This window comes from Nocardia sp. NPDC060259, assembly GCF_042728775.1.
In the GTDB taxonomy this organism is placed as follows: Bacteria; Actinomycetota; Actinomycetes; order Mycobacteriales; family Mycobacteriaceae; genus Nocardia.
Window position 1 is genome coordinate 36,036 of sequence record NZ_JBHXAY010000019.1, and the last position, 13,488, is coordinate 49,523.

11 protein-coding genes are annotated in these 13,488 nt (G+C 67.7%); 8 read left to right on the forward strand and 3 right to left on the reverse strand.

Annotated elements, in window-relative coordinates:
• The first annotated feature begins 127 nt into the window (after window positions 1-127).
• The 5 genes from ACFWF2_RS10740 (at window position 128) to ACFWF2_RS10760 (ending at window position 5,211) form a co-directional block, all read left to right on the forward strand.
• A complete protein-coding gene (locus tag ACFWF2_RS10740; protein WP_379306763.1) occupies window positions 128-955 on the forward strand; it encodes an alpha/beta fold hydrolase in 828 nt (275 codons plus the stop codon).
• An 18-nt stretch (window positions 956-973) separates the two neighbouring features.
• The gene (locus ACFWF2_RS10745; protein WP_379306765.1) at window positions 974-2,008 is read left to right on the forward strand and encodes a 1-aminocyclopropane-1-carboxylate deaminase/D-cysteine desulfhydrase; all 1,035 of its coding nucleotides are present in this window, start codon (window positions 974-976) and stop codon (window positions 2,006-2,008) included.
• A gap of 109 nt (window positions 2,009-2,117) precedes the next feature.
• The gene (locus tag ACFWF2_RS10750; RefSeq protein ID WP_379306767.1) at window positions 2,118-2,807 is read left to right on the forward strand and encodes a DUF2637 domain-containing protein; all 690 of its coding nucleotides are present in this window, start codon (window positions 2,118-2,120) and stop codon (window positions 2,805-2,807) included.
• Window positions 2,808-2,863: 56 nt separating this feature from the next.
• The gene (locus ACFWF2_RS10755) at window positions 2,864-3,292 is read left to right on the forward strand and encodes a hypothetical protein (protein ID WP_379306769.1); all 429 of its coding nucleotides are present in this window, start codon (window positions 2,864-2,866) and stop codon (window positions 3,290-3,292) included.
• A 233-nt stretch (window positions 3,293-3,525) separates the two neighbouring features.
• Window positions 3,526-5,211, forward strand: coding sequence for a cutinase family protein (locus ACFWF2_RS10760; RefSeq protein ID WP_379306771.1), 1,686 nt, complete (start codon window positions 3,526-3,528; stop codon window positions 5,209-5,211).
• Between the two features lie 54 nt (window positions 5,212-5,265).
• Here the strand turns inward: ACFWF2_RS10760 and ACFWF2_RS10765 are convergent, their stop codons facing one another.
• Window positions 5,266-6,153, reverse strand: a complete 888-nt coding sequence (locus tag ACFWF2_RS10765) for a DMT family transporter (RefSeq protein WP_379306773.1) — start codon at window positions 6,151-6,153, stop codon at window positions 5,266-5,268.
• Window positions 6,154-6,377: 224 nt separating this feature from the next.
• On the opposite strand from ACFWF2_RS10765, the gene ACFWF2_RS10770 reads away from it, so the two are divergent.
• The 3 genes from ACFWF2_RS10770 (at window position 6,378) to ACFWF2_RS10780 (ending at window position 9,883) form a co-directional block, all read left to right on the forward strand.
• Window positions 6,378-7,181, forward strand: coding sequence for a hypothetical protein (locus ACFWF2_RS10770; protein ID WP_379306775.1), 804 nt, complete (start codon window positions 6,378-6,380; stop codon window positions 7,179-7,181).
• 181 nt (window positions 7,182-7,362) lie between these two features.
• The gene (locus tag ACFWF2_RS10775) at window positions 7,363-8,721 is read left to right on the forward strand and encodes a wax ester/triacylglycerol synthase family O-acyltransferase (protein WP_379306850.1); all 1,359 of its coding nucleotides are present in this window, start codon (window positions 7,363-7,365) and stop codon (window positions 8,719-8,721) included.
• A gap of 43 nt (window positions 8,722-8,764) precedes the next feature.
• A complete protein-coding gene (locus tag ACFWF2_RS10780; protein ID WP_379306777.1) occupies window positions 8,765-9,883 on the forward strand; it encodes an NAD(P)H-dependent flavin oxidoreductase in 1,119 nt (372 codons plus the stop codon).
• 66 nt (window positions 9,884-9,949) lie between these two features.
• Here ACFWF2_RS10780 and ACFWF2_RS10785 read toward each other — a convergent pair whose 3' ends face one another.
• Window positions 9,950-10,717 (reverse strand): GntR family transcriptional regulator, encoded by a 768-nt coding sequence (locus ACFWF2_RS10785; protein ID WP_379306779.1) that lies wholly within the window; start codon window positions 10,715-10,717, stop codon window positions 9,950-9,952.
• Window positions 10,718-11,021: 304 nt separating this feature from the next.
• On the reverse strand, window positions 11,022-13,394 hold the full coding sequence (locus ACFWF2_RS10790) for a lysylphosphatidylglycerol synthase domain-containing protein (RefSeq protein ID WP_379306781.1): 2,373 nt from the start codon (window positions 13,392-13,394) through the stop codon (window positions 11,022-11,024).
• Window positions 13,395-13,488: the final 94 nt, after the last annotated feature.

The following is a 13,488-nucleotide window of genomic DNA, read 5'->3' on the forward strand; positions in this document are numbered from 1 at the left end:
GCCGAGTCGTCGGGAAACCGCGCGGCGTGGTGTCAGCGGGTGCGTCAGGTGCGTGTCAGGTCGGTGTCAGGCCGGCTCGTGAAAGTAGTCGCTATCACGAAGGACGAACCGAAGGGGTGATCGCGACATGACCGCGCAGCACACGAACCACACCGAATCCGAGAACACCGCGTGGAGCGGCATGGTGGCCGTCGACGATACGGCGCTGGCCGTCACCGACAGCGGTGGTGACGGGATCCCGGTGGTCTACCTCAACGGGCAGTTCGCCACCCAGGGGTACTGGCGCAAGACCATTGCCGAGCTCGGGCCGGAGTTCCGGCACATCACCTATGACGAGCGGGCGCGTGGCAGGAAGTCGAAGCTGTCCGCCGACTACTCCTTCGAGGCCGCTGTCCGTGATGTCGACGCGGTGCTCGCGGCACGGGGCGTGGACCGGGCGCTGGTGGTCGGCTGGTCCTACGGCGCGGTCGTCGGGGCGCATTGGGCCGAACGGAATCCGGAACGGGCCATCGGTGCGGTTCTCGTCGACGGCGCGTTTCCGTACGACTGGCTCGACGATGCCATGGAGCAGCGGATTCGCACGCTGTTCAAGCGGTTGAGCTGGTTCATGCCGTTGCTGCGTCCGACCGGGTTGGCCCCGCGGATGACCGCGGCGCAGCAGGCCGAGAGCAATATCGAGCTCGGCAAGCTCTCCCGTTCCAGCGAGCTGGGTCCGGTGCTGGACGGGATCACCGTCCCGGTGCGGTATCTGGTCGCCTCGGGCACGTCGTTCGGTAGTAAGCGCGACGAGCAGGAGAAGATCCGCAGCGGCCTCGACGCGGCGACCACCCGCAACCCGAATGTCCGCATCGGCGCTAAGGTGCCCAGCAATCACGGTGCCATCCTGCGCAAGGACTTCCGGGCCATCGCCGACTCGGTGCGCGAAGTCGCGGGACTCGACCAGGCACGGAAGTAAGAAGGATAGGAGGCGAGCATGACTGCGCTGCTGCATGACCGGTTCGACGAGTTGCGGAATACCTTGCCGCACATCCGGCTCGGTTCGGGACCGACCACGGTGCGCGAGCTTTCCGGGCTTTCCGCGGGGTCAACGCAGTTGTGGCTCAAGGACGATGGGCTTTTCGGAGACGGAGGGTGGGGTGGAAACAAGGTCCGCAAGCTCGAATGGCTGATCCCCGATGCGCTGCGGCGGGGACGGCGGACGATCTTCACTGTCGGTGGGCTAGGGACGAATTGGGGACTCGCTACCGCGTTGTACGCGAAGGAGTATGGGCTGAAGACGGCGCTGGCGCTCGTCGATCAGCCGGTCGACGAGCACGTCCGTGCTCAGCTCACGCGGCTCGAGCACAGCGGTGCCACACTGCATTTCACTCATACGAAGGCGCGCACGATCGCGGCTGTCCCCTACCTTCTCGCGAGGCATTCGGCAGGCGGCAAACTTCCGTATCTGCTGCCCGCGGGCGGGTCGTCGACGGTCGGCGTGCTCGGCTATGTCGAGGCGGCGTTGGAGCTGGCCGATCAGGTCGCCGCGGGTGTGGTGCCGGAGCCGACGCATGTCGTCACCGCGATCGGATCGGGCGGGACCGCGGCCGGGCTGCTGCTCGGACTCGAGCTCGCGGGGTTGTCGACCCGGGTGGTCGGGGTGGTCGTCAACGATCAGCTCCGGCTGGATGCCACGACCCTGCTGCGGTCCGCGCGACGGACCGAGGCGCTGCTGCGCAAGCGTGGCGCTCCCCTGCCGCGGCTCGAGCTCGCACCCGACCGGCTGGTCCTCGTCGAGGACCAGCTCGGCGCGGGCTACGGTCACCCCACCGAGCAGGGCGAGCGTGCCCGCGCACTCGCCGCCGACGCCGGGCTGATCCTCGAGCCCGTCTATACCGCGAAGGCCATGGCGGCGACCCTCGCCCTCGATGCCGGCGGTGAGCTGGGCACCGGTCCTGTCGTCTTCCTGAACACCAACGGACCCCGTGACGGTTCCGCCTTCACCGGTGGTAGCCAGATACGGCGGTAATACTGTTACGCTGGGAAATTGGCGATAGCCGGGGTCGCGGAGAACGAAGCGGATCGCCGAGGCCGGGCGGTCGAGTTGCCGAGAGGTCGCCACTGTAACCTCCCCGGCTATGACCACGATCACAGCTGCGGTACCTGCAGATGACACTGTGGGACCGGACACGTCGCACAGGGAGCCGCACTTTATTGGCCGGTTGAGTTCGTTCAGACCCCGGATGGCACACGCATCGTTGATTGTTACCGCAGTGGTGGCGGTCAATTCGTTTCAAATGTCTTTCGCCGCATTACATGATCTATCGATACGAAATCTGGTACCGCCCGAACTCGCGGCGAACGTGCCGATAGCCATAGTCGGGTTGGTCGCCGCTTCCATCATCGCCACCGCCTCGTTCTCGCAGTGGAGCGCGGGCTGGTGGTACGCGACCGTGTTGTTCGCCTTCTCGACCTTGATTTCTGTTTCCGGAAATATCCAGTACGCCAACGAGATCGGTGGCGGTGTCGTGTCGATGTCGATCTACGCCGGCATGCCGTTGACGATGCTGTTCGCCGTGCATCTCACGCTGATGCTCTGGGAACGCGGCCGACAGGTCTCGGCTGAATGTGGCGCCGAGGCCGCGGAACCAGAGCCCACCGTCGCACCCGTCGAGGTGGAGGTGGAGGTGCCGAAGGTCTACCCGCTCGACAACACCGGGCCACTGTTCACCAGACGGCAGGCCACCGGTGTCGGATCGCCGCACTGGCCGACGTCCGTGGATGTCATCGACGGACCCCAGTTCACTACGACCGGAATACGTTTCTGACGATGCACGCCGCTCGACGTTCGCACTCACCCCACCACCACTCGAGGGAGCAGAAAATGGCGATGACAGTGTGGCAGGACCAAGGTTTGGAGCAGTTTCGGGAACTCGCGATCCGCTTGGCTTCGATCATCCAGAGCAGCCTGGATCGATCGGGTTCTATGACCCAGCTCACCGAAGCGATCGGCAACGCGGAAGCATTCACCGATCTGATGATCGAATACTCCGGACGCTGGTTCATCGAGACCGGTGGTCGCTCGACCCTGATGGGGCCGGAACTGTTCTGGATGCTGTCCGAGCCGGGACCACGACGCGTCGCCGCGGCCGGAGTACGCGGTCAGGAAACATCTGCCGAACCCGAGCTCAGCGGCGGGCAACGTGGCCGTAAATTGTTGTTGATCTGTGTTTTCGAAGCGCTCGCGCACACCCAATGGCTGCCCGAGGGTATGGCGGACCATCCGGTGACGAACGGAAGCGGAATAGGCTGACCTACCACCGAGAATCCGCCCACCCCGGAGACGTTCCGGTAGCCGAATGTTTCCGGGCTGGGAGGTAGGACCGGTCGGCCGGACCCGGCGGCCAGGCCGGGTGCCCCAGGAACCAGGGGCGATAGTTCCTGTTCGCGGCAGTAACGATCTTGCTGGGTGGGACGACAAAGGTCGTGACAAACGGCCCGTCGGGGGGCCTGCCCACCTGTAGGTCATTCGAACGGGATCAGAATATGAAACTGCGCGAGTTCCTTGCGAAACATCGCATCGCTTCGGCTGTCGCCGCACCGGCGGCGCTGGGTGTCGCGGCCATCGTCGCCGCGTCGTTCGCGGTGACGTCGCAGCCCGAGTCGCCCACCTACCAGCTGACCACCTCGGTCACCGAGTGCCGCGAGATGGTCACCATCTCGGTGGCAGGCCGCAACGACACCCCGGTCGAGGGCACAACGGCGATGCTGCTCGACGCCAACGGCAACCCGCTGCCCGCGGCGCTGTCGGGCGATCACAGCAGCGTCTGGGTCGACCCGGTGGTGAACGCGCCGCGCGACGACCTGGCCGAGGGCCAGTACGCGGCGATCTACATCGCCTACCCGGCGGACATGCGGACCTACGAGGACGCGGTCAACCAGGGCGTCGCCAACACCCAGCAGGTGATGCGTGAGATCTCCGCCGCCTGCCCGGACACCAAGTTCTCCATCGTCGGCTACAGCGAGGGCGCCGACGTGGTGCGCCGCGTCGCGGAGGGGATCGGCAACGACAACCCCGCCGACGGCTACTCGGTCGTCGATCCCGACGACGTGCTCGGCGTGGTGATGTTCGCCGACGCCGGTCGCAAGGCGGGCGACGGCACCTTCATCGGCGCCGAGGACCCGTTCGCCAACCCGGACGGCTTCGACCAGAAGTACCAGGACGGCACCAAGCCGATCTCGGGCCAGGGCGTGACCACCGGCGGCGGCTTCGGCGCGCTCAACGGCAAGATCGCCTCGTTCTGCTCCGAGGGCGACCTCACCTGCGCGGCGCCGGAGAACATCTCCCTGCTGCAGCTGGCCGCCAATGTCGGCAGGCAGATCAACGTCGACGACCTGCAGCGCGACGGCCTGACCCCGGCCACCGGTCAGGACATGGCCTTCACTCTCGGCCGGATCGCGATGGCGGCCTTCTCCGACATCGCCGCCAACCCGAACTGGATGGCCAGCGACGAGACCTTCCTCGACGTGTTGCTGAAGGTGTCGGATCCGGACTACAAGCCGGGCGAGACCAAGGCGCCCGCCAAGGTCGACACCATCGCCGGTGAGCAGATCTCGCCGCTGGCGTACCTGCCGCAGAAGGTGTTCAACGAGATCGTCGGGCTGATCGTGACGAACCAGAACACCATCCCCGTGGCGATGAGCGATCCGTACCAGCTGACCCTCGGCCCGAACGGCACCGGTCATCACTTCGACTACTGGCGTGACTCCGACACCGCCAACGGCAAGCCGCTGACCTCCGCCGAGTACGCGGCGGCGTGGCTGACCCACCTGGCCAAGCAGGCGCAGGCGGGCGAGAAGGTGGACACCAAGGCGGCGCCCACCGATGACGATGTGACCGCCGCGCTGGCCGCGCCGACGAAGCCGGCCACGACCACCACCGCGGTGGCGCCGAGCACCACGACGGCGAAGTCGACGACAACGGCCAAGACGTCGTCGCCGACCACCACATCGACGACGGGCACGAGCACGACCACCTCGACCACGACGGTCACCCCGTCCACGACGACGCCGTCGACAACGACGCCCGCTCCGGTTCAGGAACCGGCGACGAACCAGGCCGCGGCGCCCGAGCCGACGACCACGACGGCGGCGCCCGCGCCGACCACCACCACGGTGGCGCCGACCACGACCGTCGAGCCGACGACCACCACCCCGGCTCCGACGAACTGATCGAGACCGAACAATCCCCGGTGGGCCACGCTGCCCACCGGGGATTGTCGTTTCTCAGCAGCTGTCGGCGGGCGCGGGCAATCTGTCCTGGACCCGCGTGGCACTCCGGGTACCGATGATCGAGCCGATGACGACCAGCGGGAACCCGATCGCCATGCCGATCGTCAGCGGTTCGCCGAGGGCCGCCACGCCGAGGACGATCGCGACCGCCGGATTGACGTAGGTGATGACGGTGGCGCGCGCCGGTCCGACCTCGGCGATGAGCGCGAAGAAGACGAGAAACGCGGTGGCCGTGCAGATCACGGCGAGACCGAGGACCGACCAGGCGGCGTCGGCGGGGATGTGCGCAGGCCAGGACACGGCGGTGAACGGGGTGTAGACCAGCGCGGCCAGCAGCAGCGACGCGGTGACGACGCCGAGTGCGGGCAGGTCGGCGAGGGTGCGATCGTAGATGATCGGGCCGATCGCGTAGCCGACCGTGGTGACCGCGACGGCGGCCAGTGCCGCCGGGTCGGTCAGGTCGAGATCGAGGCCGACAAGTGCTGCGACACCGGCGAAGCCGATCAGCAGGCCGATTGTGCGGCGTCCGTCGAAACGGTCGTGGCCGAGTAACGTCACGATGACGATGGCGATCAGCGGAACCGCGGCGACGAGCAAGCCGACGGTCGAGCTGTGCAGTGTCTGCTCGGCGTAACCGAGCAGCACCCACGGCCCGACGATCTCGATCGCGGTGTAGGCGAGCAACATTCGCCAGCGGGCGGCGACGCCGCGGAAGGCGTTGGTGTACAGGGCGATCGGCAGCAGGATCAGGCCGCCGATCGCGGTTCGCCCGAAGGCGACCACCACCGGATCGATGCTCTCGACCGCGATGCGGATCATCGCGTACGGCACGCCCCAGATCACGCCGAGCGCCAGAAACAGCACCCACCCGCGCTTACTCACAGCTCACCACCATTTCGATCCCGCGACGAGATTCGTCCTCGCGCAGTTCATCCTATGATTTGGCAGAGCCCCTGCCGCGAGTGGCGCGAGTGACATCTTTCGTCGATATCCGGCCAAACCAGCAGGACGGCCGACACCTCCCCGCCGACGACACTCCGCGCGACATCGCCAGGCAACGCGCCGATCATGATGACTGTGCGGTGCCTCGGTGCAATGATCGGCGGGTGACTCAGTGGCTCCCACTCCTCGGTTCGCTCGTCGTCGCCGCCGCAGTTCTGGTCGGTGTCATCGCCAACAACCGCACCCACCGCGACGGCATCGCCGCGGCCGACGAGCGCGGCAGGCAGGCACTCGACGCAGCGCAGCGCAATGTCGAGCTGTCGAACATGGTGGGTGACCAGCGCGATCACGAGGCGTGGCGCCGGGAGGCCGTGCTCGCCGCGGTCGCCTCGATCCTGGAGACCTCGGCCTCGGTGCGCGCCGATCTGACCAGCTGCGGGGAATGGGATCTCGTCACCGTGGAGGAGATCGACAGCGTCGGCGCGCAGATCCACAAGGTGATCTGGGATCGCCCGAACGGCATGCTGACTCGATTGCGGGTCGTGGCGCACCGCCGGATTCCGAACAAGTGCGAAGACCTACTGCGCACCCTCACCGCCGCCCAGCACATCACCATGCAGCGGCTGAAGCTGCACATCGATGTGGAGGCCACGGTCGAGGAGCTCGAGGAGATGGCCTCGCTGTGGCAGAAGGCGATGCGCCATGCCGCCGAGCAGGAGCGGGCACTGGTGGAGACGACCCGGATCGAACTCGGCATCGACATCGCCACGAAAGGCCCTGCGGTCCCGCCGGTTCCGGCGCCCGCGCAGCCGGTGGCCGAGCCGGTCGACGAGACCCCTGTCGTCGAAACCCCGGTCGAGGAAGCGGCTTTCGAGCAGGAAGCCGAGGCGCAGACCGCCGAGCTGCGCGCGACCGAGGTCGTCGAGGACGTGGTCGAGGCGCGACAGGCCGAGCCGGCCAAGGTCTGACCGCGGCCGAACCGCTTCTTTCCGCCGCGCGGCTGAATGGTGTGACCCGTTCAGCTGACGCGACATCGAACGCCCGGGTAACTTGGAGGGCGGCACGCGACGCGTCGCGTTGCCGACCCGACAGCGTGGTCGATTGTCTGAAGACTTGCACCGAACCACTCTCGTCAGGGGGCGATTTGTGATGGAGTTCATCGCGCCGTTGGATGCGCTGTTCCTGCTCGCGGAATCCCGTGAGCACCCGATGCATGTGGGCTCACTGCAATTGTTCGAGCCGCCCGAGGACGCGGGGCCGGACTATCTGCGCGAGTTCCGCGACACCCTGCTCGCCGACAACACCTGCAGGCCGACTTTCCGCAAGCGGCCCGCCACCTGGCTCGGCGCGCCCCAGCTGGCCTGGACCCAGGACCAGGAGGTCGACCTGGACTATCACGTCCAGCGCAGCGCGTTACCAGCGCCGGGCCGGATGGGTCAGCTGCTCGACCACGCCTCGAAGCTGCACAGCGCCCTGCTCGACCGGCATCGCCCGATGTGGGAGGTGCACTTCGTCGAGGGCCTGGCCGACGGCCGGTTCGCGCTGTACTCGAAGATGCACCACTCGCTGATCGACGGCGTCTCCGCGCAGCGGCTGCTGCGTCGCACGCTCACCACCGATCCGTTCGCGACCGAGATCAAGACGCCGTGGAACCTGCCGCGCAAGCAGCGAACGGACCAGCCGCGCGACCACCGATCCCGGCTGGGCGGCCTGCTCGGCAACCTCGGCTCGGCGGGTTCGTCGACCGCCGCGCTGATGCGGGCGACCCGCACCGGCCTGCTGCAGCAGCAGCTGACGCTGCCGTTCGAGGCGCCGCGCACGCTGTTCAACGTGCCGATCGGCGGTGCGCGCAAGTGCGTGGTGCGCAGCTGGTCGATGGACCGGGTCAAGCAGGTGAAGAAGGCGACCGGCACCACCGTCAACGATGTGGTGCTGGCGATGTCGGCGGGCGCGCTGCGCGCCTACCTGCTCGAACGCGACGCCCTGCCGGACAAGCCGATGATCGCGATGGTGCCGATGTCGCTGCGCGACGAGGACGACACCGACACCCAGGGCGTGAAGATCGCGGCGCTGCTGTGCAATCTGGGCACCGATGTCGCCGATCCGCTGGAGCGGCTGCGGGTGGTGAGCGAGTCGACGCGGCGCAACAAGGAGGTCTACCGCTCGCTGACGCCCGCCCAGACGCTCGCGGTCGCCGGGGTGATGCTGAGCCCGATGGCGGCGATGCTGCTGCCCGGTTTCGCCTCGATGGCGACGCCGCCGTTCAACATCGTCATCTCGAACGTGCCGGGCGCGCGGGAGCCGCTGTACTGGAACGGGTCGCGGCTCGACGCGAGCTACCCGCTGTCGATCCCGCTGGACGGCCAGGCCGTCAACATCACCCTCACCTCCAACGGCGACAACCTCGATTTCGGACTGGTCGGCTGCCGCCGCACCCTGCCCGACCTGCATCGACTCCTCGATCACCTGGAGGACTCGCTGGCCGAGCTGGAGGCCGCGGCCGTCTGAAATTTGCCCTTATCGAACAAACTAGAACGTGTTACAGTTCGGTATGCGTACCGAATTCTGCGAACAACTCGGCATCGAGTTCCCCATCTTCGCCTTCACGCACTGCCGCGATGTCGTGGCAGCGGTGAGCAACGCGGGCGGACTCGGCGTGCTCGGCGCCGTCGGCTTCACCGCCGAACAGCTCGAAGTGGAGCTGGCCTGGCTCGACGAGCATGTCAACGGCATCTACGGCGTCGACCTGGTGATCCCGTCGAAGTACGAGGGCAAGGGCGTGGAAGGCCTGAGCCCCGAGCAGCTGGAGAAGCAGCTGGCGCAGATGGTTCCGCAGGGCCATCGCGACTTCGCCCAGAAGATCCTGGCCGACCACGGCGTGCCGGCGCTGCCCGACGGTGAGCACCACAACGAGCTGCTCGGCTGGACCGCGACCACCGCGGGCCCGCAGGTCGACGTGATCCTCAATCACCCGAAGGCGAAGCTGGTCGCGAACGCGCTCGGCACTCCGCCCGAGGACGTCGTCAAGCGCATCCAGGACTCCGGCCGCGTGATCGGCGCCCTCTGTGGTTCGGTCAAGCACGCGATGAACCACAAGGCGGCCGGGCTGGACTTCGTGGTGTGCCAGGGCACCGAGGGCGGCGGGCACTGTGGCGAGGTGTCGTCGCTGGTGCTGTGGCCGCAGGTCATCGACGCCATCGGCGATACGCCGGTGCTGGCCGCCGGCGGTATCGGCAACGGCGCGCAGGTCGCGGCGGCGCTGGCGATGGGCGCGGCGGGCGCGTGGACCGGCTCGCTGTGGCTGACCGTCGAGGAGGCCAATGTGCCGCCTGCCCAGATGGACACCTACCTCGAGGCCACCAGCCACGACACCATCCGCTCGCGCTCCTGGACCGGCAAGCCGTGCCGCATGCTGCGCAACGACTGGACCGACGCGTGGGAGGACACCGAGAACCCCGATCCGCTGCCGATGCCGCTGCAGATGATGGTCGCCCTCGACGGCGTGAAGCGCGGGCATCGCTACCCCGAGGCCGCCAAGGACGTGAACTTCAATCCGGTCGGCCAGGTCGTCGGCATGATGAACAAGATCGAGCGCAGTGCCGATGTGGTCAACCGGTTGGTCGAGGAGTACGTCACCGCGTACGACCGGCTGACCAAGCTCAACGGCTGACCCACCGTAACCGGCCGTCGCGGCCGTCCCCGCCGAAATCCGACCCAGACAGCTGAGCCGGTTCGCTCAGGCGGTGGCGGCCGCGGATTCCACGGGCGTGGCGCCGACGAGTTCGTCGAAGCGGGCGATCACCTTCTCGTGATACAGCGCGAACAGGTCCTCGAACAGGGCGAGCTGGGCCTCGGTCGGCGCCGACTCGGCATCCCACACCGCCAGCAGCGCCCGCCAGACGAGCACGTGCAGATCCGGCGCCACCGCGAAGTAGGCGGCGATCGCCTCCGGCACCTCGACGACCATGTCGGCCACCGAATTCAGCACGGCGCGTTGCATGCTCATCCCGAGGACGCCGAGCAGCTTGCGCACGAGGGCGATCTCGGCGGCGATGATGCGTACGTGATCGGGCACGGACTGGCGGGCCATCGCCTCCAGCTCGTCGACGGCGGCGGCGAGCTCGGCCGGGTCGAGCACCTTCTCCGCCTCGGTGTAGCCGAGCAGTGCCTCCAGCACGATGCCGCGTTCCACCTCGACGATGTCGGTGAACATCTCGGCGGCGACGTCGGGCGCGGTGACGGAGAACCGGAACAGATGCCGGTAGACATCCATCCCGCCCTCTTCCCTGACATCGCGGATCGTGAAGCCCTTGCCGCGACGGGCCTCGACGAAGCCGTAGGACTCGAGCCTGCCGAGGGTGAGTTGCGCGGTGGCGCGGTTCATCCCGAACTCGTCGGCGACCTGGCGGACCGACGGCATCAGCTCGCCGGGCCGGTATTCGCCGGTGGCTACCCGGCGTGCCAACTCGTCGGCGACGTCGGCGACCACCGTCCGGGATCCCATCGAAACAACACCTCTCGGTCATCATCCGGCTACGTCCCAGACAGTTTATGCGCAGAATCCCCACCCCGCACCCACCCGCGGTCGCTGTGGGGCGGTTCACGTCGGGCGGCCGATCATCGCGAAGAACCAACCGACCGGCCCGATCGGCAATCTCTCGGCAATCCACCATGGCCTTGCCGCCGACGGCGGAACCGGCGGAAACATGTGTGGCACAGCGCCTGGCGTGGATCAGACAGCATTGCGCGCCACCATGTTTGACTACGCAGGCAACGGGACAGCTAAACAGTGATTCCGGCCGCGCGGCTCAGATCATTTCCTTCTCGCTCATCCAGCGCATGATCGGCCAGCCGAGGGCGACGGGGATCCAGCAGGTCAGGACGCGGTAGAGCAGAACAGCGGGGACCGCGATCTCGGCGGGCACGCCGAAGGCCGCGAGACCACCGATCAGCGCGGCCTCGACCGCGCCGACGCCACCGGGTGTCGGCGCGGCCGAGGCGAGCGTGCCGCCGATCATGGTGACGATGGTGACGGCGACGAAATCCGTACCGCCGCCGAAGGCTTCGATACTCACCCACAGCGCGAACGCCTTACCGAGGGTGATCGCACCGCAGCCGCCGACGATCAGCGAGAACCGGATGGGGTCGCGAGCTAGGTCGGCGAGTTCGCCGAGGACTTCCGTCAACTGCGGGCGCACCGATTGATTCACCCAGCGGCGCAGTGTCGGCACGAACATGAACGCGCCGATCAGCCCGACCCCGACGCCCGCGGCCAGGTACAGCACCGTCGCGTCGGGCACGATATGGGCGAGATTGGTCGAGGTACCCGCCACCACGCTGAACACGACAAGCAGCACGACGTGGGTGATCACCTGCACCGATTGCTGCAGCGCAACCGCGGCCGTGGCGCGCATGGTCGTCATGCCCGCCTGCTGCAGGAACCGCACGCTCAGCGCCAGGCCGCCGACGCCTGCGGGGGTGGTCGTGGCGACGAAGGTGTTGGCCAGCTGTTCCAGGAACAGGTAACGCATCTTGACCACCCAGTCCGCGCACGCGCCGAGCGCGACCGCCGCGGCGAGGTAGGTGAGCGCCGTGATCACCAGGCCGAGCAGCGCCCACCACCAGTTCAGCGTGCGCAGCTGACTGAAGAAGGTCGGCACCTGACTGAAGAACGGGTAGGCCACGTAGACCAGCGCGCCCAACAGCACCAGCTGGATGATCTGGTTGCGGGTGAAGCGGGTGAGCTGCGCGGACTGGATGCGGTCGTGCCCGGTCTGCTCGCGGATCTCCTCGCGCGCGGTGGCCATCACCTTGGTCCAGTCGGGCACCGACTTGCGGATGCCGGTCGGCATGGCCGATTTCGTGAGCCGCCTGGCCGCGGTGACGACGGCGCTCTCCCCGAGCACCTCGATCGCCGCCGACACCGCTTCGTGTTTGCCGTACAGCGAGGTCGTGGTGACCAGCAACTGGGCGATGTCGGTCTGCCGTTGCGCCTCGGAGGCGCCGAACTCGGCGGCCGCGAAGCCGCCGAACAGCGTGTCGCCCTGGTGGACTCGCACATAGCCGGCCTGCAGGTCACCGAGGCTGATCTGGTGCTCGTGCAAGCGCAGCAACGAACGCCACACCCCGGGCAGCACTTGCGCCGACAGCTTCCGGATCGGGGTGCCGTGGGGAAGGGTGTGCGCGTACAGCATCCAGCCGCGGTCAAGGCCCGCCACGGCGACCTGCCTGCAGTCGGCCATGCCGACGTCGCCGATCGCGATGCCGAGCAACGCCCGATGTTCCACCGCCCGGTGCATCGACCCGTGCAGCGGCGCGGTTTCGCTGGACCGGAAGGTGATCCAGCGCCACAACTGCCTGACCGCGCCGAAGCTGCGCTGGTTCTTGCCGTACATCTCGACGACGAGCTCGGACTCCGGGCCGTCGACGTCCGTCGCGAGCAGCAGCGGGCCGCGCCCGGCGGGCCGGTCGACCCGGAAGGCCCGCACGGTGTAGCCGCGCCGGGCCAGCACCCGGACCGCCGCCTCCAGCGGCACCTCGAGCGCGGGCGTGCCGACCAGCCACACGATCACCGCCCCGACCAGCCAGCCGACCACCAGCCCGAGCATCGCCCTGGCAGGCACCACGGAGCTGACCGCCAGGTGGATGGGCGCGAACATCAACAGCAGGAACCACATCCAGCGCCGTGGCCGTACCGGTAGCCACGGGCTGGAGACGGTGAGCATCGCGGCCAGCATCGCGATCCAGCGCGGGTCGTCGAGGAACTGCGCGAGGAAGGTGTCGAATCGGTCCGGTACCGGCAGATGCCATTTCGGCGTCGAGATCCCCGCCCCGGTGATCGAGAGCGCCAGCAGGGCGAACAGACCAGCGGCCGCGTATCCCGCGAGCAGCTTCCACTGCCTGCGCACCACCAGTTCGATCAGGATGGCGAACGGCAGGGCCAGGATGAGCATTCCGTAGACCAGGTAGATCATGGTGGACTGGTCCTGGCTGAGGAAGTCGACGATATTGGACACCGCCCGTTCCAGCGCCAGCCATTCCGGCCTGGTGATCAACGAGCCGGCGACCACCACTCCGACCCCGATAGCCGCAAGCACGACCCGGATGATGTCGCTGGTCCGCCGGGTCAGCGGCTGCAGGAGACTTCCCGTGACCGGGATCTCCCGACCGTCGACTCGCATGAGCCGCACGATACACACCGACACGCCGTCGACCCGCCGTGACATCGCACAAGCTTCCGGCCGCCTCCGCCCTGGTGAGGCCGGTCACAGACCG